This window comes from Agarivorans sp., from assembly GCF_050295395.1.
Lineage (GTDB): Bacteria > Pseudomonadota > Gammaproteobacteria > Enterobacterales > Celerinatantimonadaceae > Agarivorans.
In genome coordinates, this window is sequence record NZ_JBNKPP010000269.1 from 1 (window position 1) to 22,771 (window position 22,771).

Annotated in this window: 27 protein-coding genes; 17 read left to right on the plus strand and 10 right to left on the minus strand. The window is 48.1% G+C overall.

All coding sequences use genetic code 11. The features are described 5' to 3' along the window. The 5 genes from ACQY6Q_RS15560 to ACQY6Q_RS15580 all read left to right on the plus strand — a co-directional run. On the plus strand, positions 1-224 hold a 224-nt coding region (locus tag ACQY6Q_RS15560), incomplete at its 5' end, for an SMR family transporter (protein ID WP_427982776.1). A gap of 142 nt (positions 225-366) precedes the next feature. After that, the gene (locus tag ACQY6Q_RS15565; protein ID WP_427982778.1) at positions 367-819 is read left to right on the plus strand and encodes a GNAT family N-acetyltransferase; all 453 of its coding nucleotides are present in this window, start codon (positions 367-369) and stop codon (positions 817-819) included. 77 nt (positions 820-896) lie between these two features. After that, the gene (locus ACQY6Q_RS15570; protein ID WP_427982779.1) at positions 897-1,049 is read left to right on the plus strand and encodes a metallophosphoesterase family protein; all 153 of its coding nucleotides are present in this window, start codon (positions 897-899) and stop codon (positions 1,047-1,049) included. Next, positions 1,049-1,261 (plus strand): hypothetical protein, encoded by a 213-nt coding sequence (locus ACQY6Q_RS15575; RefSeq protein ID WP_427982782.1) that lies wholly within the window; start codon positions 1,049-1,051, stop codon positions 1,259-1,261. The genes ACQY6Q_RS15570 and ACQY6Q_RS15575 overlap by 1 nt, the downstream gene beginning before the upstream one ends. 54 nt (positions 1,262-1,315) lie before the next feature. Continuing rightward, complete coding sequence (locus ACQY6Q_RS15580; protein ID WP_427982962.1) at positions 1,316-1,591, plus strand: metallophosphoesterase family protein; 276 nt, start codon at positions 1,316-1,318, stop codon at positions 1,589-1,591. Positions 1,592-1,703: 112 nt separating this feature from the next. Here ACQY6Q_RS15580 and ACQY6Q_RS15585 read toward each other — a convergent pair whose 3' ends face one another. The 9 genes from ACQY6Q_RS15585 to yjeH all read right to left on the minus strand — a co-directional run bounded on the left by ACQY6Q_RS15585 (position 1,704) and on the right by yjeH (position 10,987). Beyond that, the gene (locus tag ACQY6Q_RS15585) at positions 1,704-2,642 is read right to left on the minus strand and encodes an adenosylmethionine decarboxylase (protein ID WP_427982784.1); all 939 of its coding nucleotides are present in this window, start codon (positions 2,640-2,642) and stop codon (positions 1,704-1,706) included. Positions 2,643-2,647: 5 nt separating this feature from the next. After that, complete coding sequence (speA, locus tag ACQY6Q_RS15590) at positions 2,648-4,570, minus strand: biosynthetic arginine decarboxylase (protein ID WP_427982786.1); 1,923 nt, start codon at positions 4,568-4,570, stop codon at positions 2,648-2,650. 1 nt (position 4,571) lies between these two features. Then, positions 4,572-5,441, minus strand: coding sequence for a polyamine aminopropyltransferase (gene speE, locus ACQY6Q_RS15595; protein ID WP_427982788.1), 870 nt, complete (start codon positions 5,439-5,441; stop codon positions 4,572-4,574). Between the two features lie 110 nt (positions 5,442-5,551). Then, complete coding sequence (locus tag ACQY6Q_RS15600) at positions 5,552-5,719, minus strand: hypothetical protein (protein WP_157051725.1); 168 nt, start codon at positions 5,717-5,719, stop codon at positions 5,552-5,554. 297 nt (positions 5,720-6,016) lie between these two features. Further along, positions 6,017-6,892 carry a pyridoxal kinase PdxY gene (pdxY, locus tag ACQY6Q_RS15605; RefSeq protein WP_427982791.1) on the minus strand — a complete coding sequence of 292 codons (876 nt, stop codon included), beginning with the start codon at positions 6,890-6,892 and terminating at the stop codon, positions 6,017-6,019. A 256-nt stretch (positions 6,893-7,148) separates the two neighbouring features. Continuing rightward, positions 7,149-7,568: a 2TM domain-containing protein gene (locus ACQY6Q_RS15610; protein ID WP_427982794.1), complete on the minus strand. Its 420-nt coding sequence runs from the start codon at positions 7,566-7,568 to the stop codon at positions 7,149-7,151. A gap of 268 nt (positions 7,569-7,836) precedes the next feature. After that, positions 7,837-8,343 carry a YgjP-like metallopeptidase domain-containing protein gene (locus tag ACQY6Q_RS15615; RefSeq protein WP_427982797.1) on the minus strand — a complete coding sequence of 169 codons (507 nt, stop codon included), beginning with the start codon at positions 8,341-8,343 and terminating at the stop codon, positions 7,837-7,839. A gap of 99 nt (positions 8,344-8,442) precedes the next feature. Beyond that, positions 8,443-9,378 carry a DMT family transporter gene (locus ACQY6Q_RS15620; protein WP_427982798.1) on the minus strand — a complete coding sequence of 312 codons (936 nt, stop codon included), beginning with the start codon at positions 9,376-9,378 and terminating at the stop codon, positions 8,443-8,445. 337 nt (positions 9,379-9,715) lie between these two features. Further along, positions 9,716-10,987: an L-methionine/branched-chain amino acid transporter gene (gene yjeH, locus ACQY6Q_RS15625; protein WP_427982800.1), complete on the minus strand. Its 1,272-nt coding sequence runs from the start codon at positions 10,985-10,987 to the stop codon at positions 9,716-9,718. Between the two features lie 515 nt (positions 10,988-11,502). On the opposite strand from yjeH, the gene nirB reads away from it, so the two are divergent. The 9 genes from nirB to folE all read left to right on the plus strand — a co-directional run bounded on the left by nirB (position 11,503) and on the right by folE (position 18,933). After that, positions 11,503-14,061, plus strand: coding sequence for a nitrite reductase large subunit NirB (gene nirB / locus ACQY6Q_RS15630; protein ID WP_427982802.1), 2,559 nt, complete (start codon positions 11,503-11,505; stop codon positions 14,059-14,061). A gap of 2 nt (positions 14,062-14,063) precedes the next feature. Continuing rightward, on the plus strand, positions 14,064-14,387 hold the full coding sequence (nirD, locus tag ACQY6Q_RS15635; protein ID WP_427982804.1) for a nitrite reductase small subunit NirD: 324 nt from the start codon (positions 14,064-14,066) through the stop codon (positions 14,385-14,387). Positions 14,388-14,421: 34 nt separating this feature from the next. Then, a complete protein-coding gene (locus tag ACQY6Q_RS15640; protein WP_427982806.1) occupies positions 14,422-15,234 on the plus strand; it encodes a formate/nitrite transporter family protein in 813 nt (270 codons plus the stop codon). Between the two features lie 163 nt (positions 15,235-15,397). Then, on the plus strand, positions 15,398-16,168 hold the full coding sequence (cobA, locus tag ACQY6Q_RS15645; RefSeq protein WP_427982807.1) for a uroporphyrinogen-III C-methyltransferase: 771 nt from the start codon (positions 15,398-15,400) through the stop codon (positions 16,166-16,168). Positions 16,169-16,204: 36 nt separating this feature from the next. Further along, complete coding sequence (locus ACQY6Q_RS15650; RefSeq protein WP_427982809.1) at positions 16,205-16,630, plus strand: Lrp/AsnC family transcriptional regulator; 426 nt, start codon at positions 16,205-16,207, stop codon at positions 16,628-16,630. 8 nt (positions 16,631-16,638) lie between these two features. Continuing rightward, positions 16,639-16,845 carry a DUF3565 domain-containing protein gene (locus ACQY6Q_RS15655; protein ID WP_427982810.1) on the plus strand — a complete coding sequence of 69 codons (207 nt, stop codon included), beginning with the start codon at positions 16,639-16,641 and terminating at the stop codon, positions 16,843-16,845. A gap of 77 nt (positions 16,846-16,922) precedes the next feature. Continuing rightward, on the plus strand, positions 16,923-17,465 hold the full coding sequence (locus tag ACQY6Q_RS15660; RefSeq protein ID WP_427982811.1) for a DUF3833 domain-containing protein: 543 nt from the start codon (positions 16,923-16,925) through the stop codon (positions 17,463-17,465). 113 nt (positions 17,466-17,578) lie between these two features. Next, positions 17,579-17,989, plus strand: coding sequence for a dihydroneopterin triphosphate 2'-epimerase (gene folX, locus ACQY6Q_RS15665; RefSeq protein ID WP_427982813.1), 411 nt, complete (start codon positions 17,579-17,581; stop codon positions 17,987-17,989). A 263-nt stretch (positions 17,990-18,252) separates the two neighbouring features. After that, positions 18,253-18,933 (plus strand): GTP cyclohydrolase I FolE, encoded by a 681-nt coding sequence (gene folE / locus ACQY6Q_RS15670; protein WP_427982816.1) that lies wholly within the window; start codon positions 18,253-18,255, stop codon positions 18,931-18,933. Between the two features lie 15 nt (positions 18,934-18,948). Here folE and ACQY6Q_RS15675 read toward each other — a convergent pair whose 3' ends face one another. Then, positions 18,949-20,292: a DEAD/DEAH box helicase gene (locus ACQY6Q_RS15675; protein ID WP_427982817.1), complete on the minus strand. Its 1,344-nt coding sequence runs from the start codon at positions 20,290-20,292 to the stop codon at positions 18,949-18,951. A gap of 233 nt (positions 20,293-20,525) precedes the next feature. Here ACQY6Q_RS15675 and ACQY6Q_RS15680 point away from each other — a divergent pair, with 233 nt between their 5' ends. From ACQY6Q_RS15680 to ACQY6Q_RS15690, 3 genes are all read left to right on the plus strand, one after another. Beyond that, positions 20,526-20,981, plus strand: coding sequence for a YaiI/YqxD family protein (locus ACQY6Q_RS15680; protein ID WP_427982820.1), 456 nt, complete (start codon positions 20,526-20,528; stop codon positions 20,979-20,981). Positions 20,982-21,195: 214 nt separating this feature from the next. Then, on the plus strand, positions 21,196-22,185 hold the full coding sequence (locus ACQY6Q_RS15685) for a glycine betaine ABC transporter substrate-binding protein (RefSeq protein WP_427982822.1): 990 nt from the start codon (positions 21,196-21,198) through the stop codon (positions 22,183-22,185). 84 nt (positions 22,186-22,269) lie between these two features. Then, complete coding sequence (locus ACQY6Q_RS15690; RefSeq protein WP_427982825.1) at positions 22,270-22,761, plus strand: GNAT family N-acetyltransferase; 492 nt, start codon at positions 22,270-22,272, stop codon at positions 22,759-22,761. Positions 22,762-22,771: the final 10 nt, after the last annotated feature.

Consider the following 22,771-nt stretch of genomic DNA (forward strand, 5'->3'; position numbering starts at 1 on the left):
TACTAGGTTATGCGGTGGCGTTTTACTTTTTATCGCTGGTATTGAAATCTGTGCCAGTGGGTGTGGCTTATGCAATTTGGTCGGGCCTAGGCATCGTACTCATTAGCATTGTGGGCGCAGTGTTATTTGGTCAAAAACTCGATTTACCCGCCATCATCGGCATGCTGCTCATCGTCAGTGGCGTATTTGTAATGAACGTATTCTCTAACTCGGTGAGCCACTAGGGCGACAATGGTGAGCTCCAGCGTAACTCTCATTATGGGTAAGGTCGCGCCTAACAAGATCATGTTGTTCGCCTAGTCAAGCTGAGCTGGACAGCCAATGGCGGGGTTTTGTTTTGGTGACAACGCTGGAGACAATTATTAAGTGAACATTAAATTCAGAGAAGCGGAAGTTAGGGATCTTGAGCGCTGCATAGCAATTAGAGGCATGACAAGAGATAACCCTATCTCTAGAGAACATCTGAGAAAAAATGGTGTGACAAAAGAGGCATGGGAACCCTTATTGCTAAATGGAAGTATTATTGGCGATGTGGCTGAATTCGAAGATGAAGTGATTGCCTTTTGTTTCGCTGATATGGCAACTGGCGAAATTCTTGTTTTAGCTGTATTACCCGAGTATGAAGGGAATGGTATAGCTAAAAATCTTCTTACCATGGTGGTAGAGAAGTTGTTTCACTCCGGCCTAAATAAGCTTTGGCTGACGGCATCTTCGGATCATGATGTAAGAGCTCATGGGTTTTATCGACACCTAGGCTGGCGGTTTTCGGGTGAAACCGATCATATAGAAGATGAAGTGCTTGAATTAAGAAAACCATAACAAGCACTTGAATCGGCTTCGGCACAACTTTGCTGCATTGCTTTGCATGGCCGTTATAAGCTTTTAAAAGGATAGAAATGCGAATTGCGGTCTTGTCCGATATTCATAGCAACGTATTTGCCTTGTCAGCTGTATTGTCAGATGTAAGCAAGCGTGGCGTAGATGTTACTGTGAATTTAGGCGATATTCTTTATGGGCCAATAGCCCGAAAGATACCTACGAGCTGCTAATGGAAAATCAGCTGGTCACGGTGCGAGGAAATCAAGACCGGCAAATTTATGAAGCAAGGGTAAGTGAGATAGATGCCAATTCAACCATGCAGTTCATACTCGAAGACCTTGGTTCCAAACCCTTAGAGTGGATGCGCCAGCTGCCCTTTAGTCATCAATTAACTGAACAAGTTTTTCTTTGTCATGCCAGTCCCAGCGATGATTTAGTCTAGCTGCTAGAAAATGTTGAAGCAGGCCGTGCTGTAGTGCGTCTGGATAGTGAGATAGTGGCCCTGTTAGCGGGTGAAACATCAGAGTTTATATTGTGTGGTCATACTCATATACCGCGTAGCGTTGTTACCCGCTCTGGGCAATTAATCGTCAATCCTGGCAGTGTTGGTTTGCCAACCTACAATGATGCCGAGCCATTGCCGCACGTGATGGAAAACTACAGCCCACACGCAAGTTATGCCATTTTAGATTGCAGCACAGCTAATGCCGTTGTTGTGAGCATATTCACGTTGCCTATGACAAGCAGAAAGCGGCAAAGGCTGCCAGTTTAAGAGGTAGCAATGATTGGTTGCATTATCTCACAACAGGGCGGGGCTTATAGCAAGCGCATAAAGTTAAGGGTTTAGTCGGTAAGCCAGCCGAAGGCTCGGCTGGCTTAGACGCTTACAGTTGAATCACCGGTTGAACTCGGCGCTGCAGGTGTTGGTAGTGGCGAAAATCCACTTGGTAACCACAGCTTAGGTCTACATTACCCTTGCTCACTTCAATTTGCTCGGCGCCTAAGGGCGAGAAGGGTTGGCAATTAAAACCTAGGGTGTCCCAACTGCTAGGTTGCAGTACGCTTAATAGCTGCTTCACGATATAAGCATGGGTACTGCCCAAGTTGAGGTTGGTTTCCAAGCTTACATAAGAGCTATGCTGCTCTGGGGTAACATGGATGGTGGCGTAATGTTCACCACGGAGCGCGTTCATCGAGTAGCCGTGAGGCTCGAACAAGTAGTCGTCGATGGTAAAGCCGGGAAATAGCAAGTCTAACTTAAGCAGTTTCCTTACTTGCTCTATAGACTGACCTTCGCTACGCAGATAATCTGCGTTTGGCCCTTGTACGTGATACATCAACAGCTCACAGGTGATGTCTCTGGGCGGCGGTGTAAAGGCCTTGTCTAAGTGGCAAACAAAGTGGTGATGGCTGTCTAAGTAGCCTAACTGGTAGGCTTTCATCGGCATGGCCTCGCGCAAGCGACTTAAGTCGGTTTTGGGGCAAGAAGGTTGCAGCTGCAATTGATACTCATTTTTTCGCTGGTAGCTAAGAAAGGCGATGTTTTCACTGCCTAGTTGCTGATCCAGCCAAATCGCCGCATCCACCAAGGTGGTATTGCCGCAGGTCAGCATTAAACAACGCTGATCCCAAACAAACAGGCTGGACTCGCTAAGTAAATAAGCATCGCAGTACTCATTGCTAATTTGCGAGAGGATCTCGGCTTTGGCAATGTGTACTGCTTGTGACCAAAATTCATAGCCTAGCGAGCGTAGCGAAGGGCTACCGGGCACTAGGCTTAGCTCGAGTTTTTTCTCCGAGCCTTCAAAAAACAAATGCGTCATCTTAGTTAGCCCTCTGCATAGTCTTCTAAATAGGTGTAGCCGCGCAAACCCGCCTCTAGTTCAGAAAGAATGGCACGCTGCTGGTCTTTGGCGATGTTTTGTCTTACTAGCTCACGATAGCTGCGTACAAATTCATCACTGTTTAAATTCACGCTGGCTAATACATCTTCTACGGTGTCGCCGGGGTGAATGTCTATTACTTCGGCCTTGCCTTTTTGGTTGATTACCACCGCTGCTGAGTCGGTATCGCCAAATAGGTTGTGTAAGTCACCGAGAATTTCTTGATAAGCGCCCACCAAGAAAAAGCCCATTAAATAAGGTTTATCTTTGTGCCAGGTTGGCACTGGCAAAGTGGTTTCTATGCCACTGCCATCCACGTACTCGTCGATGCTGCCATCGGAATCGCAGGTAATATCGAGGATCACTGCACGGCGTTGTGGGGCTTGGTCTAAACCCGACAAAGGCAAAATAGGAAATACCTGATCGATGCCCCAGTTGTCGGGTAGTGATTGGAATAGCGAGAAGTTAACAAAAAACTTATCGGCTAAGCGTTCTCTAAGCTCATCCAACAGTGCTAAATGGCTACGATTAAGGCGCGATAAGCGCTGCTGGATTTCGTAACTTACTCGCAGGTTAAGTTGCTCTGCCCAAGCACGTTGCTGCAGGTTGATTAGCGACAGGTTGAACTGAGTATGCACTTCGGCTAAATCACTTTGGCTGTCGTGGTAGCTTTCCACTAAGGCGCGTTGGTCTGAACCCTGACTCAGTTCAGTCCAAGTGCTCCACATATTGTGCAGCAATTGCGGCGCGTCTTCGCTTGGCGCGGCAATGTCTTCGGGTTGATAGCTTTCACTGCCAATCACATCGGTAATCAGTACCGCATGGTGGGCGCTTAAGCTGCGACCAGATTCAGACATAATCCGTGGCATGGGTTGTTGCTGTTGCTGACAAATATCGCCAATGCTGTAGACGATGTTATTGGCGTATTCGCTCATGCCGTAGTTCATTGAATTGGCATTTTGGCTGCGGGTGCCATCGTAGTCCACGGCTAAGCCGCCGCCCACGTCAATGCAGCTAATATCAGCGCCCAATTGGCGTAACTCGCAGTAAAAACGAGCCGCTTCGCTCACGCCTTTACGCACATCGCGAATATTGGCGATTTGCGAGCCTAAGTGGAAATGCAGTAATTGCAAGCTGCTTAGCATGTCTTGGCTTTGTAGCTGTTCAATCACCTTTAATACTTGGGCGGCCGATAAACCAAACTTTGATTTTTCGCCACCACTGGCTTGCCACTTGCCTTGGCCTTGAGAGGCGAGGCGCGCACGAAGGCCTAAGCGTGGGCATACCCCGAGTTTTTTCGCTTCGCTGAGCACCATGCTCAGTTCGGATAGTTTTTCTAGCACGATATACACTTGGTGGCCTAGCTTCTCGCCAATTAGCGCTAGGCGAATGTATTCGCGGTCTTTGTAACCATTACAAACAATCACCGAGCTGGCTTGCTGGGCCATGGCGAGCACGGCCATAAGCTCGGGCTTGCTGCCTGCTTCTAAACCCAGTTGACGTTTTTTGGCTGAAGGGCTGCCCAACAAACCTTTAACTACGCTGTGTTGCTGGTTTACTTTGATTGGGTAAACCGCTAGGTAGTCACCTTGATACTCATAATTGGCCATGGCTTGGTTAAAGGCTTCACAAAGCCGCGCTACGCGGTCTTCCAATATTTGTGGAAAACGGATCAGCGCAGGCAGTGAAATACCTTGGCGATTCAGCTCTTTACTCAGTTGGCTTAAAGCAATTTCAGCATCGGGATGCGCCGAGCTAGGCTTCACCACCACTTCACCTTGTGGGTTAACCGTAAAGTAACCCTGACTCCAGTAAGGAATGTTGTAAAGGTTGCAGCTATCTTGTGCAGACCAAGTGGATTTGCTCATATTATCGCTCCTGAACGTTAGCTAGCGCTTGCTCAATGTAGCGAGGCAAACTGAAGCTGGCGAGATGAATCGCTGGGGTGTAGTAGCGGGTCTGCAACTTGGCCGCATTAAAACGTTGGGTAATTACTTCTAGTGGTGCTTGGCGTAGCTCGGCTTGTTGGCTGGCCCAAGCAAAGGTCATGATGCCACCCACGTAGCTGGGTACTGCCGCGCTGTAGAAAGAACAATCACTAAAGTACTGAGATAAACGTACTTGGCTGGTGGTCACTTCATCGATTTGCATGAAGGCCACACCGTTTTGCGCCACCATGATGCCGCCGTCGTTTAGGCAGGCGTTACAGGCTGCATAAAAGTCGGAGTGGAACAGCACTTCACCGGGGCCGATGGGATCGGTACAGTCGGAAATGATCACATCAAATTTTTGTTCGGTGGTTTTTACAAACTCTGCGCCATCGGCAATCACCAAGTTCACTCGTGGGTCGTCATAAGCCCCAGCCGAGTGCCCAGGTAAGAATTCTTTGCACATGTCTACCACGGCATGATCAATTTCTACCATGGTGATGTGTTCAATGGCGCTGTGCTTAACCACTTCGCGTAGCATACCGCCGTCGCCGCCACCAATAATTAATACGCTCTTCGCGTTGCCGTGGGCGAGTAGGGGGGTATGGGTGAGCATTTCGTGGTAAATAAATTCGTCACGTTCGGTGGTTTGAATCACGCCGTCCAAGGCCATTACTCGACCAAAAAACGGATTGTCAAAAATCACTAAGTGCCATTGTTCGGTTTTTTGTTCAAACAGCACTTTCTCTACGTCAAAGTACTGGCCGTAACCGGGGTGTAGGGTTTCAAAATAGCGTTGTTCAACTAACATGGGTATTCCTCTAAAACAAAAATCGGGTGCTAAAATGCGCCGTGCTGGTTGAGCAACAGGTAGCAATAAAGCCTGCTCAAGCACAGTAAATATAGGTAATAACCGAGAGATTAGGCGTAGTTCGTGGCGGCTTCTTCGCGCGAGGCGTTAGCGCGAATTCGACGGAAATAGGCGACTAAGGGATGATAAAAATTGTCGCAGTCTTGAACTGCATAGAGGGTGACGACGAAGAGTCGTAGTTGTCGAAACAACGTTTTAATGCTGATAGATGTATTCATAATATATATGCTCTTTTCCACCGTGAAAAATGCGCTAGGCAACTTTCACGGCTTATGCCGCGAGAACCATAAAAAACCTTTTACTGAAGTATTGCGTATATTGATTGTCCAGCTTGTAGTGAGCTGGATAAATTTTTCGCGATTAAACCTTAGCTGGATAAGATTGACAAGCAATTTATTGCACATTAATCAGTTTTTTTTGACTTAGCTAAAAGCCTATCACCGCCTCGAACCAGCTCCCTTTAAACCCGCCTGTTATAGGCTTGTTGCCGATTGACTATCGCGGTGATACTTGGGTTAAATTATGGTGCTTAATTGGCTGAGCTGTTGGGCGCGATAGTTTGAGCTTGGCGTAATAAATTGTTGTTGTGCAGCAACGGTTTGCAGCTCCCACTGTTGGCTTTGTTGAGTGGTTTTCAATACCCCATATACGGCATTATGACAGTGCTCAAAAGCCGCCACTGGAGCTAAGCCTTGCAATAAGGCACCGCTGAAAGTGGCAGTGATTAAATCACCCACACCCACCGGAGCTTTGGCAAAGTCTAAATGAGGACGTTGCAGTAAGAAGCAGCCCTTTCGGCTGGCTAGCATCATGCTAAATTGTTGCTCAGACAAGCAGTGTAAGTGTTTAACCAATACCAGTTTGGGGCCTTTGGCTAAGGCGCGTTGGCAGGCTTCAATGGCATCATCTAGGGTCTCGATGTCCATTTCAACAAACTGGCTGAGTTCGAATTGATTAGGCACGATCACGTCGGCCATGGGCAGTAATTTTTGGCATAAGGCCTCACTCACGCCATCGGCCACTATACAGCCCTTCTGTGGGTCTCCCATTACCGGGTCGCAAATGTACAGCGCCTGTGGGTTGGCTTGTTTTAGGCGTGTTGCCGCATCAAAGGTGGCGAGGCATTGTTCGGCGCTGCCCTGATAGCCCGATATTAAGGCATCACAGTTTTTGAGCTGGTCTATGGCGGCAATGCCATCTACTAATTGTGATATATGCGCGGCGCTAAAGGCTTGGCCAGTCCAGCCCTCGGCATACTGGGTATGATTAGAGAATTGCACCGTATGGATTGGCCACACTTCAAAACCCATGCGTTGTAAAGGAAACACTGCAGAGCTGTTACCCGCATGGCCAAACACCACATGCGATTGTATTGAGATAATATTTTTCATTGTTGTTTGCCCTGAAATAAATAGCTTTGCCAAATAAGGCCTTATCGATTTATCCCGCGCAATAAGCTCACAGATTCGGCGAACTAACGCGGTGTATTGAGTTTGGCTCATCTGAAGTAATAGGATGAAGCCATCTTAGTGCTAGTTATAGTAGGGCGCTAATCCTGTTTGCAGGATCGAATACATCAAGTGTTGCTGATATTTTACGCTAGCAGCGAATACTAGGGATCCGCTGCGCGTAGGGGCCATAATAGGTTTAGAGCTTACGGCCGAGTCTTTTTTCGATTTGCTTTTTCTCCCATTGAGGGCCAAAGAAATTAATTACGTTAAAGACCCTCAAACCGTGGCTAGCAATGCCGATGCCCCAACCCAATGCGGGCCAGAAGGCCCAAATGTATTCTGGGTGAGTGACTAGGTTAATTACAAACAACATACATATAACCAGTACATAGCTGGTGAGGTGAGAGTAAAAACCTTTAATTGCTTGTACTTGTTTGAAGACTTTTTGTTCGTCTTCGGTGACGCGAATATTACTGTTCATGTCGGGCTCCATCTGAAGGTCGCTAAGCTCAATTTCAAATACAGCAGCTAAGGCTTTTAGTGATTCGAGGCTGGGTTTTTGCCCACCTTCTATGCGTTGAATAGTTCTAATACTCAAGCCGGTAAGCTCAGACAATTGCTCCTGAGACCAAGCCCTTTGCAACCGGAGTTTTTTTACGATCATCATTATTCCCTTACTGCTATTCCGACCACAACCTTAGCTAGTTTATTCCATTTAGGTAACGACAGTAACCCGACAAATGGCCGACATCTATTTTATATCAATGACTTATGTTTAAACCTTGGTGATTGCCGCTGTGGCTGCGGCCCCACATTTGCCCACTAAGCATAGTCGTTTTCAACGCCTACTTGGTTATGTTTGCAGGTTAATTCACTGGTTCTACTTAACTATAGACCGGGCCTATCAGCTCTAAGTGAGTGAGATAGACACGAGTATCAAATTCTAGCTGATGATAGTGAGGCAGCATGTGCTGACATAATTGGTAGAAGGCCTTGTTGTGCTGCTTCTCTTTAAGGTGAGCGAGCTCATGTACCACTATCATTTGTAAAAAGGCTTCCGGCCCTTTTTTAAACAGGCTACTAATGCGTATTTCGTTCTTGCTTTTTAGTTTGTTGCCTTGAACTCGAGACACATAGCTGTGTAAACCCAAGGCATGTTTTAGCACATGAATTTTGGGATCGTACACCACCTTGCTGAGCGGCGCAGATTTACGCATGTAGCGGTTTTTTAATTCGATAGTGTAGTCGCGCAGGGCTTGGTCGTTGCTCAACTGGTGTTCGTGGGGATATTTAGCGCGCAGCCAGTGACCCAACTGTTGTTGTTCTATCAATTGTTGAATTTGCTGCTGTAGCGCCGCTGGATAAGCGCTGAGGTAGTTCACTTGTTGCATTGTCTAAGCCCTGCTGCTGTTGCCCGCAGTATAAACAGCAGCAGGGGCAAGGCCTAGTAAAAATCACTAAGCCCTGCGCCTACTCACTATGTGCAATTGCTATTTTCGATTAAGCAGACTTATCGCAGTTACCACTAAGGTGATGCCAATAAGCTGCAGCCAGCTAATGCTATCTCCTAAGATCCACGCTGCTAGCAGCAGAGTAATTACCGGACCTAAGCTTCCCGAAATGGCGGTACGCTGGGCGCCAATGCGGTGAATGGCTTCGCTAAACAAAAACGACGGAATGACCGTTGAAAATAGCGCCATACATAATGCGTAGCCATAGACCGGCAGCGGATAGCCCAACAGCGAAGGCAAGCTAGGTTGTAAGCTAAAGTGAATAAAAATGGCGAAACTTGCTGCCACCATAGCAATGCAAGTAAAGGCTTGGCTGCCGATTTTGCTGACGATGTTTTTACTGAACACCAAATAACAGGCAAAGCTGGCGGCACTGGCCACCACTAAGCCGGTGCCTAAGGCCAGTTGGTCTTGATTAAGCTGTTGCTGCGCTTCGTTCCATACCATTAGCCAAACGCCTAACCAGCTGAGTGGAATTGCAAAAAACACCGCGCGTTGCGGGCGTTGCCGATAAACTAGCCAAGCGAGTAATAAGGTAAAACTCGGGTAGGCGTACAATACTACCCGCTCTAAGGGGGCCGAAATGTACTGTAGCCCGCTTAAGTCCAGTAGACTTGCTAAGTAGTAACCACAACTGCCGACCAAGGCTGCGGGTAAAATGGCCGACTTTATATGGCGACTTTGAAAGCGCCCGCGTCGCCACCAATAGGCACCAAGGCCCAGATACACCGGAAGGCTAAAGGCCATACGCAAGGTCATTAGGCTGGCGGGATCAATGCCGTATTGATAGGCCAGTTTTATCCAGATCCCTTTCAGCGAAAATAAGGCGGTGGCCAGTAAGGCTAGGCTCAATCCGAGGCTGGCCTTAACAGTAGAAATGCGGGTTCGTAGAGCTGCGCTGGATGAGTTGTTCAAGTGCATGTCCTTATTGCCTAATGATGAATATAACGGCTACGAAGGACACAACACTGACTGCGCTTCGCAGCCAGTGATCAAGTATTAACTAAGCCTCACCGCTGCCCAAACCAAGTAGCAGCCACAGTAGATTAGGAGCTAAGTGATTAGCGCCAATAATCGAGCTGACTAGGTGAGAGAAGTGAGTTGTCATAACTTTCCTTGATGATGAGTTTTTAGCCTAAGCGAAGTGGCTCAGCCTGGCAATACTTAGAGGATAAAAAGGCATCTGTTTGGCAAAGCCGCTAAGCCACACTCGCAGCTTAGCGGCTCACATTAGCAATAAACCGCTAGATGTTTATTCACTAGGAGGCAGTGCTTGAGCAAAGGGTCGCTTGAAGTAAGGTTTGCAGCTTAAATAGGCGAACATGCCAAGGCCCAAGATGAGTGCATAAGTGACTTGGCTGCCTAAGGCCACCAGTAAGGCGCAGCACAGTAGCACACTGATACAGGCTAGTAGCCGAGCTAAGCCCTTCAGCAAGACCACTCCAGCCAACATACTGAGCAAGTACACCGCAATGAAGTTACCGTTGGCATAACGAATTAAATCTTCCAAAGGTAGCTTAAATAGCCAGATGGAAAGGCTGCTGACCATGCAGGCTAGCACGATGAAAGTCAGGGCTCGGCGTGGCACCTTGTTGCCCGATAGCTGTGCAAAATACGCCGGTAATTGCCCTTCGTCGGCCATGCTCCAAATTAAGCGAGCAAAACCCTGAATATAAATATTGATGCTGGCGAAACAGGCTAAGTAGCCAATGATGGCCGCTAAGTAACTGGCTTTACTACCAAATAGTATCGCTACCAAGCGAGCTAAGGACTGAGTATTGGCGTGTTGGTCGCCATAGCTGGCATATTTTAGTACCAGTACCGAGGTGGCCCAGTAGACCGTGCCCGCTATCAATACGCCCAGCAATAAGGCGATGGGGAAATCGCGTTGCGGTTTGCGAAACTCTTCACCCATGTGGGTAAAGGCCTCAATGCCCACAAAACACCAAAACATCACCGCTAAGGCGGGAGCAATCTTCGCCGCTGAAAAGCTGGTGGGCAGTTGATAATCCAGCGGCTGAATATTGGCTTGCCAGCTAAGGCTGAGGATCAAACCGATAATAAAAATCGCGATTAAGCCCTGCACATTGCCCGACAATTTAGCGCCGCCTAAGCCCAATAACCAAATTGCGGCCAGACTGCCGAGCTGCACAGCTAACTGCTCGCCTGAGCTAAGTGAAAAAATGGATTGCCAAAAACCGGTGGCCATCACTAATGCAGCAGGTAATCCTACTGGCAGTACCGCAATAAACAAGAAGGCGCAGATTTTTTCGGCGCGCGGGCCAAAGGCCTTGGCAACGAAGTGGGCGGCACCACCCGCATGAGGGTAGTGCTTACCTAAGGCGGCAAAGGTAAAGGCAATCGGCAACACTAAGGCAATCAGCAATAGCCAGGCCAACAGGGAGTCGCGCCCAGCAATATGGGCGGCAATGGCGGGCACCACAAAAATCCCAGTACCTAAGAGAGAGGTGGCCAACAAGGCGGCGCCTTGGCCTATACCCAGTTGCTGATGTAAACGGCTCATAATAATGCACTACTAAAATAGAGAAGAGCAAAATCATAGCGCCTTTAGCCCTAGCAGGGAGCTAGCAATATGGCGGAAAGCCAGCGGCAAATTGCGGGTTTTTCCGTGAATTTAACGGTATCGCTCTACAAGGCTTAGCATTAACCGCCAGGCCTAAGCTTTATATTGGTGATGTAATCATTAACCAAATTTTTACATTTGCCGCGATATTTTTAGGTTTTAGCTGATCTTTTCACCGACTTCAGTGGGTTAGGTTAAGTGAATATTTTAGTTTTTCAGCTAAGTAAGGCGATTTGTAAAAAAATAATTAGTGCGAATGGTAAAATCAAGTTGGGCGACATTCGTGCATTTTGTCGTCATTTTATTACCCAAGTGAAATAAAATTACCTTGTTAGCTGCTATTTTGCGCAAACTACCTCTTTAGGGTAGTTTTAAGTTGTTATTGATCTACATCATTTCGTTGCTTTTGTTACATCTTATTATCCGCCCATTAATCTTTTTTGTGTGGGAAGTGTATGAGCAAGTTGAAACTGGTCATTATTGGTAACGGCATGGTGGGTCACCGTTATTTAGAAGATTTGGTTGAAAAGGCCGATATTAGCCAATTCGATGTACAGGTTTTCTGTGAAGAGCCGCGTGTGGCTTATGATCGAGTTCACTTGTCGTCTTACTTTTCTCACCACACTGCTGAAGAGCTGTCACTGGTAAAGCAGGGCTTTTATGAAAAGCACGGCATTAAAGTCTTATTAGGCGAGCGGGCGATTAACATTAACCGCCAGCAAAAAATCGTTTATTCCAATAGCGGTAGAGAGCTTAGTTACGACAAACTGATCATTGCCACCGGCTCTTACCCTTGGGTTCCACCGATTAAGGGTAGCGAGCAAAAAGACTGTTTTGTGTATCGCACCATTGAAGATCTTAAAGCCATTGAAGCCTGTGCTAAGAACAGCAAGAGTGGCGCCGTGGTGGGTGGTGGTTTACTCGGTTTAGAAGCGGCAGGCGCTTTAAAAGCCTTAGGTGTAACTACCCATGTAGTGGAGTTTGCTCCCGTATTAATGGCTGAACAGTTAGATCAGCAGGGTGGAGCATTATTGCGTACCACCATTGAGCGTATGGGTGTGCAGGTGCATACCGGTAAAAATACCCTAGAAATTAAAGCGCAGGGCGAACAGGCTCGCAATACCATGGTATTTGCCGATGACAGCCAGTTAGAGGTAGATTTCATTGTATTCTCTACCGGTATTCGTCCACAGGACAAACTGGCTCGCCAAGCTGAGTTAACCATCGCCCCTCGTGGCGGCATAGCCATTAACGACCAGTGCCTCACTTCCGACCAAGATATTTACGCAATTGGTGAATGTGCTTCTTGGAACCAGCGCTTCTTTGGTTTGGTGGCGCCGGGCTACAAAATGGCGCAAGTGGCGGTGGATCATCTACTCGGTCAACAAAGTGCCTTCACCGGCGCAGACATGAGCGCCAAGTTGAAATTACTCGGCGTTAAAGTGGGCAGTATCGGTGATGCTAATGGCCGCACGCCTAAGTGTAAAAGCTATGTTTATCAAAATGATAAACAGGGCGTATATAAGCGTTTGATTGTTTCCGAAGACGGCAAAAAATTACTGGGTGCGGTGCTGGTGGGTGATACCGCAGACTATGGCAATTTGCTGCAGCTTAAGCTCAATGACATTGATTTGCCTGAGCATCCCGATAGCTTAATTCTTCCGGCCCATGCCGGTGGTGAAAAGCCAGCGATGGGCGCAGATGCCCTGCCTGATTCTGCGGTGATCTGTTCTTGCTTCGATGTGACCAAAGGTAAAATTGCTGCCGCCGTAGCCGAAGGGCACACCACACTGGCCGAAATTAAAGCCTCTACCAATGCCGGTACTGGTTGTGGCGGCTGTTTGCCGCTGATTGGTCAAGTATTAAATGCCGAATTAGCCAAGGCTGGGCTTGAAGTTAACAATCACCTGTGTGAGCACTTCGAGTATTCACGCCAAGAGCTATTCCACTTGGTGCGTATAGAAGGGCTAAAAAGCTTCGATCAAGTGCTAACTAAACACGGTAAGGGTTACGGCTGTGAGCTATGTAAACCGGCGGTGGGTTCTATTCTCGCCTCTTGCTGGGGCGAACATGTGCTGGCGCCAGAGCGCGTGAGCTTACAAGATACCAACGATAACTTCCTCGGTAACATGCAAAAAGATGGCACCTATTCGGTGATCCCACGCATGGCTGGTGGTGAAGTGACACCGCAAGCGCTTGCGGCCTTAGCTGAAGTGGCTGCGGAATATAATTTATACACCAAGGTGACTGGCGCCCAGCGCATCGGCTTGTTTGGCGCGCAAAAAGACGATCTTCCTACTATTTGGCGCAAGTTAATTGCTGCAGGTTATGAAACTGGCCAAGCCTACGGTAAGGCTTTACGTATGGCAAAAACCTGTGTGGGTAGCACTTGGTGTCGCTTTGGCGTGCAAGACAGTGTAGGCCTAGGGGTACTCTTAGAAAACCGCTACAAAGGCATTCGCACGCCACACAAAATGAAGTTTGGGGTGTCTGGCTGTACTCGCGAATGTGCCGAAGCCCAAGGCAAAGACTTAGGCATTATCGCCACCGACGCCGGGTGGAATATGTATGTAGGTGGTAACGGCGGCATGAAACCACGCCACGCCGATTTACTCGCAGCCGATTTAGACCAAGAAACCTTAATCAAATATGTAGACCGCTTTTTGATGTTCTACGTTCGCACCGCCGATAAATTACAGCGCACCTCGGTGTGGCTAGAAAGTCTAGAAGGTGGGGTTGATTATCTCCGTGAAGTGATTGTTAACGACAAACTCGGCATCAACCAACAACTAGAGGCCGATGTGGCCAAGTTGATCGAAAACTACCGCTGTGAATGGAGCGAAACCATCAATGATGAAAGCCAATTGAAGCGCTTTGCCCACTTTATTAACAGCGAGCAACGTGATGACAACGTGGTGTTTGTGGATGAACGTGAGCAGCACCGTCCAGCCACTTGGGCGGAAAAACATCCACAGCCGAAGGGCGATATTTTACACCTTGAGTTGGAGGCATAAGCATGCGTTTTGAAACAGTTTGTCAATTGAGCGACATCATTCCTGGAACCGGCGTTTGTGCCTTGGTGAACGGTGCGCAAATCGCGCTATTTCGTCCGCGTGACGATGAGCAGGTGTTCGCCATTAATAACATGGACCCTTTTGCTCAATCCAACGTGTTATCGCGGGGCTTGATTTGTGAGCATCAGGGCCAGCTATGGGTAGCTAGCCCACTTAAGAAACAGCGGTTTAACTTGCAAACCGGCGTTTGTCTGGAAAACCCAGAGGTAGCGGTAGCGAGTTATCCAGTAAGCGTTAGCGCTGGCAAGGTCGCCGTAAGCGCGTAAAGAATTCAATTTAACTTTAACATTAAGGACAAATATGTCTTACGTAAAACCAGCTGAATTCGTTCAAACGATGATCGATGCCGGCGAAAGCAAAGTGTTTATGTCCACTCGCGATACCATTATTCGCGGTATTATGGCTGGCGCGATCCTCGCGATTGCAGTGGCGGTAGCCATTACCGCCGCAGTACAAACCGGCGTGCCGATTGTGGGTGCTTTGGTATTCCCAGTGGGCTTCTGTATTTTGAACCTAATGGGTTTTGACTTGCTAACCGGCGTGTTTGCCCTAGCTCCCTTATCGCTATTTGAAAAGCGCCCTGGAGTCACCGCTAAAGGCGTATTACGCAACTGGCTATTGGTGGGTTTAGGTAACCTGATTGGTGCGGTAGCGGTGGCCTTTTTGGTGGCTCTCACCTTTACCATGAACTTCAGTATGGAACCTGGCGCCGTGGGGCAAGCCTTCATTAAAGCCTCAACCGCACGGACTTTAGGTTTTGCCGAGCACGGGCTAAACGGCTGGATTACCGTGTTTGTGAAGGGCATTTTGTGTAACTGGATGGTGTGCTTAGGTGTGGTGGGTGCAATGACCTCTAAAACAGTGGGCGGTAAAGTATTGGCGATGTGGTTCCCGATCTTTATCTTCTTCGGTCTGGTGTTTGAACACGCCGTGGTCAACATGTATTTGTTCCCTCTGGGCATGATGTTGGGTGCCGATTTCACCATAAGCGATTGGTTAATTTGGAACCAAATCCCAGTGACTTTAGGTAACTTAGTGGGTGGTTTGATGGTTACCGGGCTGAGTTTATATGTAACTCACGCTAAAACCTTACCTTCGCGTAAGGCAGTTTAAGTCTTAGCCTAAACAAAACAGTCTAAAAGGGCCCCTCGCTTTGCTTGCTGAGGGGCTTTTTTATAGGTATAAAGCAACAACGCAGGTATCAGTAGCCGCTGCCGAAGTATAAGTGCAGTCTTTTCAAGCTATTGAAGATTATGAATTGTAAAGGAAATGGTCGATGTCTCATCTTCATCCAGAGAGCCAGCAGGGTTTTGTATCCTTAGTCGGAGCCGGGCCTGGCGATCCTGATTTACTCACCGTAAAAGCGGTGAAACGGATCCGTAATGCCGATGTGATTGTTTATGACCGTTTGGTGTCGCAAGACATACTAGACTTGGCTTCACCCACCGCAGAGATGGTGTATGTGGGCAAACAGCTGGATCACCACTTTGTTCCCCAGCCAGAAATCAATCAAATTTTGGTTGAGCGTGCCCAGCAGGGTAAACATGTGGTTCGGCTTAAAGGGGGCGATCCCTTTATCTTTGGTCGTGGTGGTGAAGAGTTACAAGCGTTGGCCGAACATAGCCTTGCCTACGAGGTGGTGCCGGGCATTACTGCCGCAATAGGCTGTACCGCTTACGCGGGGATTCCGCTGACCCACCGTGACCACGCCCAAAGCGTACAATCTATTACTGGACACTTAAAACAGCACGGCGAAGACATTAACTGGGCTTCTTTAGCGCAGTCGAACCATACTTTGGTATTTTATATGGGCTTGAAGCAGTGCCCACAAATTCGGCAAAATCTACTGAATAACGGCTTGGCAAGCAGCACGCCTTGCGCCATTATTGAGCGTGGCGCCACCCCTCAGCAGCGGGTATTTACCGGTACTTTAGATAACTTAGCCGTATTGGCTGAACAAGCGGAAAGTCCTTCGTTGATTGTGGTGGGGAGCGTAACTCAACTGCACCATCAATTAGCGTGGTTTGGTGGCGACGCCGCCGAATGAGGCGTAATTAGCTAAAGCCGAATAGGGAACGAGTGCTTGGATAAGTTTGATCAAAAGATTGTCGCAATGCTGGTGGACAATGCCCGCACCCCAGTGAGCCAAATTGCCCGAGCGGTAAATCTATCGCGCTCGGCCACCGCCGAGCGAATCGCCAACCTAGAGCGAAAGCAAGTGATCAGTGGTTATCACGCCAAACTAGGCAGTCAGCAAAGTTCTGCCCCCATCGTGGCACATTTGGAGCTACGCTATAATGAACACCACTGTGAAGCATATACTGAAATTATGCGTAGCATCCCAGAAATTAAGCGCTGCCAAACTATTTCTGGGGAGGTAGACATGCTACTTTACGTTGAAGTTGATTCAATGGCCCGTTTGGAAGCAATTCGTTTGCAATTAGAGCAAATGGAGAAGATGGTCATGGTGCGTACCCATATGGTGTTAAGGGAAATGTTTAGCCGCTAGGGTAAAAAATGAAACAGGTTATTGTGGGTTTTCAGTTAGATGAAGATCGTCACTGGGTGGCACGACTGGCTTGCGGCCATTTGCAGCATGTGCGCCACCTCCCTCCTTGGCAAAACCGTCCATGGGTGCTGGACTATCATGGACGCGCTAACATGTTGGGCAAAACCTTAGACTGTATTAAATGCCAGCAGCTTGCTCCTCGCGATTGGAATTAAATCATTTTTTTAGTTTGATCGATCCTTTCTATTTTATCCGCCGTACTATAACTATCATTCTCTAGTTAAGAACAATTATGTCGCAAGTTACACTTCGCTGCCGAGTCCTTATCTTGTTGTTGGGCCTGTTCGGTTTAACTGCTTGTTCTAGCGCCGATGTGGAGCATTACGCTAATAACCAACCGCGCCTGGTATTGAGTGAGTTTTTTACTGGTGAACTGAGCGCTCATGGCATTGTTAAAAACCGCTCGGGTGAATTGATTCGTTATTTTAATGCCAGCATACAGGCGAGCTGGGATGAGGCGGGCAACGGTCAGTTAGATGAGTACTTTGTGTTTGATGATGGTGAGCAGCAACGACGTGTATGGCAGTTACAAAAGCAAGCCGATGGCAGCTACCTTGCCAGTGCCAACGATGTACCGATTGCTGCGCCGATTCGGCTGGCTGGTAACGCCATGTTTATGGACTACGTATTGAGCTTGCAGTACCGCGGTAAGCCACTCGATGTTGTGGTGGAAGATAAGATGTATTTGGTTAATCCCACAACCTTGATTAATGAATCTCGCCTAACTAAATTTGGCTTTACTGTGGGTTCGGTCAGTTTGGTGATTAAAAAGTAGCGCAAGGGTACTTCCTTGTCTTCACAGAATGCCGAATTAGTTGGCTTAGAACTTGTTAAAGCGCGGTAAATTAAGCTAGGTATTTATTAAGCGAAATGCAAAGAGAGATGTAAATGAGTAATGTTTCTAATTTGGCAGCGCCATTGCGAGGATTTAGCTTAGAGCCGGCCCTGATCACCATTACCAATCTAAGGCTGCGTACTTATATTGGTTTTAATCAGGAAGAGTTGAGCAAGCAGCAAGACGTGGTGATTAATGCCGAAATTCGCTATCAAGCGAGTCAAGCCTGTGAAGCCGATAGCGAACAATTGGCTTTAAACTATAAGGTGATAACCAAGGCAATGATTGCTCATGTTGAACAGGGACAATTTCGCTTACTGGAAAAATTGTGTGCCGACTTGTTGCAATTGGTGATGGATGAACCGCGGGTATTAAGTGCCAGCATTACCGTGGACAAACCCCATGCCTTGCGTTTTGCCGATTCTGTATCGGTGACGCTGGCTGGAAAACGTGACAGAGAATAAACAGTGATAAGTTGGCCAAAACAAAGTAAAGGCTACTGTGAGCAGTTTAATTTAGCGAATTTTAGCCTTTCCTTAGTGGTTCGACTTGCACCCGCGCAAAAAGTGAATACTATTGCGCCTTCGTTGTTAAATATTAAACAGAGTGTTACAGGGTAAGCCCTGACAGAGACGCTGTTTAGTGGTTATGGCCTCGCTTCCGCCGGCGGGTTGTGGCGTAGAACCTGGCGGTAGATGAGCAAACAAACCAGCGATAGGAAGTGATTATGAAAGTAGCGCTAGCTGAAAAACAATTTAGTACAGACGCTGGCTTGTCTGCAGAGGCCATTCAAGTACGCCAAGCTTTGATCGACAAGGGTATTGAAACTCCATTAGTGGAAAATACCTTGAGTAACGAGCAGAAGTACCAGAAGATTAAGGCCAGTATGACGGAAGTAGTGGCGACCCTCGGTTTAGACTTAACAGACGATAGCCTCGCCGAAACGCCGCATCGTATTGCCAAGATGTTTGTTGATGAAGTGTTTGCCGGCCTCGACTATTCGGCCTTTCCCAGCATTAGTATCATCGAAAATAAGATGGGCCTAGAAGAGATGGTGAAGGTTTCAGATATTGCTTTCACCAGCACCTGTGAACACCATTTTGTGACCATTGATGGTTTCGCCAAAGTAGCCTATTTGCCCAAAGACAAAATTATCGGTTTATCTAAAATCAACCGTATTGTGCGCTTCTTTGCTCAGCGACCTCAGGTGCAAGAACGCCTCACCCAACAAGTGTTAGTGGCGCTACAAAGTTTACTGGGCACTGAAGATGTGGCGGTGAGCATTGAGGCTACTCACTACTGCGTGAAGGCGCGCGGAGTGATGGATGCCAGTTCTAGCACCCAAACTTCGGCTTATGGGGGTAAGTTTAAGGCGAGTAAATCAACTCGCCGAGAATTCCTCGGCTAGTTGCTACTGCTTGGCTTATTGATTGCCTGAGTTATTCGACTTGGGCTTGCTAAAACGGCGACTGGTTTTATTGTCGCCGGTGTGGCGACGGTTTTTTCCAATCGGCTTGTTGCCGCGGGCATTCTCTCCAGAGCGTTGACCATCTTTATGCTCGGCTCTTGCTGGCTTGGCCTTTTTCGGTTTTTTCCCCTTCGGCGGGCGGGTATCTTTAGTTGCTGGCAGCTTCACGCTGGGCTCAAAGCCGGCGATTTCTTTTCGCTCTAACAGTTGCCCTATTAAGCGCTCAATGCCAATTAAGTCACCCACTTCCTCGGCACAAACCAGCGATACAGCTTGACCAGATGCACCAGCGCGGCCGGTTCGACCAATGCGGTGCACATAGTCTTCCGATACATTGGGTAAGTCGAAGTTAACCACTTGCGGTAGTTGGTCGATGTCTAAGCCGCGAGCTGCAATGTCGGTGGCGACCAATACCCGTACATCACCACTTTTAAATTCAGCTAAGGCGCGGGTTCTGGCCCCCTGACTCTTATTACCGTGAATCGCCGCGGCAGAAATTTTACGCTGTTCTAAGTGTTTGGCTAAGCGGTTAGCACCGTGTTTAGTGCGGCTAAATACCAAGACTTGTTGCCAGTCGTTGTCTTTAATTAACTGGCTTAATAGGCCGGCTTTTTTACTTTTATCTACCGGTACGATCCATTGGCTGACGCTAGCTGCGGTGGCATTGGGTGGCGCTACTGACACTTCTACCGGATCTTTCACTAAGCTCTTTGCCAGCGTTCTGATTTCTTCAGAAAAGGTTGCCGAGAACATCAGGGTTTGGCGCTGTTTGGGTAGCAGGGCGAGGATTTTTCTAATGTCGTGGATGAAACCCATGTCGAGCATGCGGTCGGCTTCATCAAAGATGATCACTTCTAGTTGCTCAAAGCGAAAGGCGTTTTGTTGGTAAAGGTCGAGTAAGCGACCGGGGGTAGCCACCAATACATCGGCTCCACGTCTTAGCTTTTGCATTTGCGGATTAATTTTTACCCCGCCAAAAACTACCGTAGAGCTAAGGTCTAGGTGTTTGCCGTAGTTACTGACACTTTCGCCCACCTGTGCGGCTAATTCGCGAGTAGGAGTAAGTACTAAGGCGCGAACCTGATTAGCGCGCACCTTGGGGCCTTTGCTTAAGCGCTCTAATAAGGGCAGGGTAAACCCAGCGGTTTTACCGGTTCCCGTTTGCGCGGCGGCCATAATGTCTTTACCTTCAAGGATCACCGGAATTGCTTTGGCTTGAATAGGTGAGGGAGTGTCGTAGCCTTGTTCGGCAACAGCATCTAATAAAGGTTTTGATAAACCGAGGGAAGCAAAGCTCATAGCATGGTCTCTTGTGGTCAGTTCTTAGCGTGGCCGCCTTATGCGGGCGTGCAGCTTACAGTAAGTTGTGTCTAAGCGCCAATGTCTTTACGCCTAACATGCAAGGCTTAGTGATGCTTCAGTATAGTCGAGTGGGGCAAGTGGCTGGATGTGGTGCTTCAATCTTGGCTAGCGACTTGTAATTGCAGCCGTTGCTGGCATAGTAGAGCCGTTTAACTAAGGGTGGAATAATCATGAAAATTTGGGTAGATGCCGATGCTTGTCCGGTGGTCATTAAAGAGATTTTGTTTCGTGCTGCCGAGCGAACTCAGATTCCCTTAACCTTAGTGGCTAATCAATACATTAAAACCCCTCCATCTAAAGTGATCAGCAGCTTGCAAGTGAGCTCCGGCTTCGATGTGGCGGATAACGAAATTGTGGCTAGGGTGTCGGCGGGTGATTTAGTGATTACCTCAGACATTCCCTTGGCGGACGAAGTCATCACTAAGCAGGCACAAGCCTTAAGCCCACGTGGTGAGTTGTATACCAAGAGCAATATTAAATCGCGCTTAAATATGCGTGACTTTATGGACACCCTGCGCTCCAGTGGCGTGCATACCGGTGGGCCTGCTGCACTGAGCCAAGCTGACCGCAAAGCCTTTGCTAGCCACCTAGACAGCATTTTAGCCAAGCATCAGGCTGGCCGTTAAGCTCAGCTTTTCGCTTCGCCAGTGGCTTTGCTAGCGCTAAAGTGGGCTGATTTGGCGATTTCCCCAACTAATATTCATTTTATGAGCGGGTTTTCTGAGGCTTGTACTTGGTTTTTAATCACGCCTATTCAATACTAACAAGCTGAAAAGGTCGGGCTTTAGCTTGGTTCTTGCTCGGCCTTGGCATCCCCTAAGCATGCACTAGGATGAGGATATGCAGTGTAGACATGCTGTTTGGCTGTTGTTAAGCCTTGGCGCGCAAGCTGAACCGAGCTGCGGCAAGGTCACTATTGCCGATATGAATTGGAGTTCGGCCACCATCATCGCTCACTTAGATCAGTTTATTCTTGAGCATGGCTATGGTTGTGATGTTGAGCTGGTGCCGGGCGCGACCATGCCGACTATGCAGTCGATGTTGGAAAAAGGACAGCCGAATATAGCCCCAGAGGTATGGACTAACTCGGTCAAAGGCTTATTAGACCAAGGAGTGGCTGATAAACGTTTGCGAGTGGCGGGAACGGTTTTGTTAGATGGAGGGGAAGAAGGATTTTGGCTTCCCCGATACTTGGTTGAGCAATACCCAGAACTGGCCACGATTGAAGGCGTAAAACGCCATGCTAAGCTGTTTCCTCATCCTGATAACGCTGCTCAGTCAGGCTTTTATGGTTGTCCTGAGAGCTGGAATTGTTATTTCTCGGCCAAGCATTTGTTCGATGCCTTGCAACTGGAACACGCCGGTTTCAAATGGATAACCCCCAGTTCAGGAGCAAGTTTATCTGAGTCTATCGCCGACGCGTATCGGCAGCAGCAAGGTTGGGTGGGTTATTATTGGGCCCCTACTGCGGTACTAGGCAAGTATCCGATGGTGAAGGTGGATTTTGCCAGTGGCGTTGACACAGAAGAATTTACTCATTGTACTACTCAGCAACAATGTCAGCAGCCTAAGGTGACGATGTATCCGCCAGCTGTGGTGCACAGTATTAGCACCGAAAATTTTGCCAATTCGGCCCCGGCGGCTTACGGCTACATTAGCAAGCGCGCTTTTACTAATTTGCAAATGAATCACTTGTTAGCTTGGATGGAACAACACCAAGCCGATGCTGAGGCAAGTATGCATTATTTTCTTCGAGAGTATCCGATGATATGGCAGACTTGGGTAAGTGAAGCCGCCGCCGACAACATTCGTCAAGCCTTGCCACACTAACTATCATGCTACGCTTGGCGCGCAACTGACTAGAGTGAGCGGCTTGATTGAATGATCGTTTTAACCAACAAGCTAGGAGTGACAGTGAGCTTTATTATTCGCCCCATCGAAGCTAGAGATGATGCCCGAGTGCAGCAGATTATTGAGCAGGGAGGCCGTGAGTTTAATGCCATTGGTGAAGGCTTTGGCCCTTCAGACCCAGAAGTAGCGGCAATGAGCCAATATTATCAAGCGGCCACTAGTGCTTATTATGTACTAGAGGCACAGCAGCAAGTGTGGGGCTGCGCTGGTATCGCGGAGTTTGATGCCGCAACGGCTACCTGTGAATTACGTAAATTGTTTGTTAGTCCGCAAGCCCGAGGCCATGGTTATGGACGGGCTTTAGCTGAACATTGTTTAAAGCAAGCTCAAGCGCTGGGCTACCAGCAATGTTACCTCGATACCCTTAGTAGCATGAGTCAAGCGATTGCTTTGTACCAAGCTTTGGGCTTTCAGCACTTAAGCACACCATTTGCCGCCAGTGAACATAGCGGCTGTGATGTGTGGATGCTCAAGCGGTTTGTGTCTAAAACCTGATAAGCTTAGC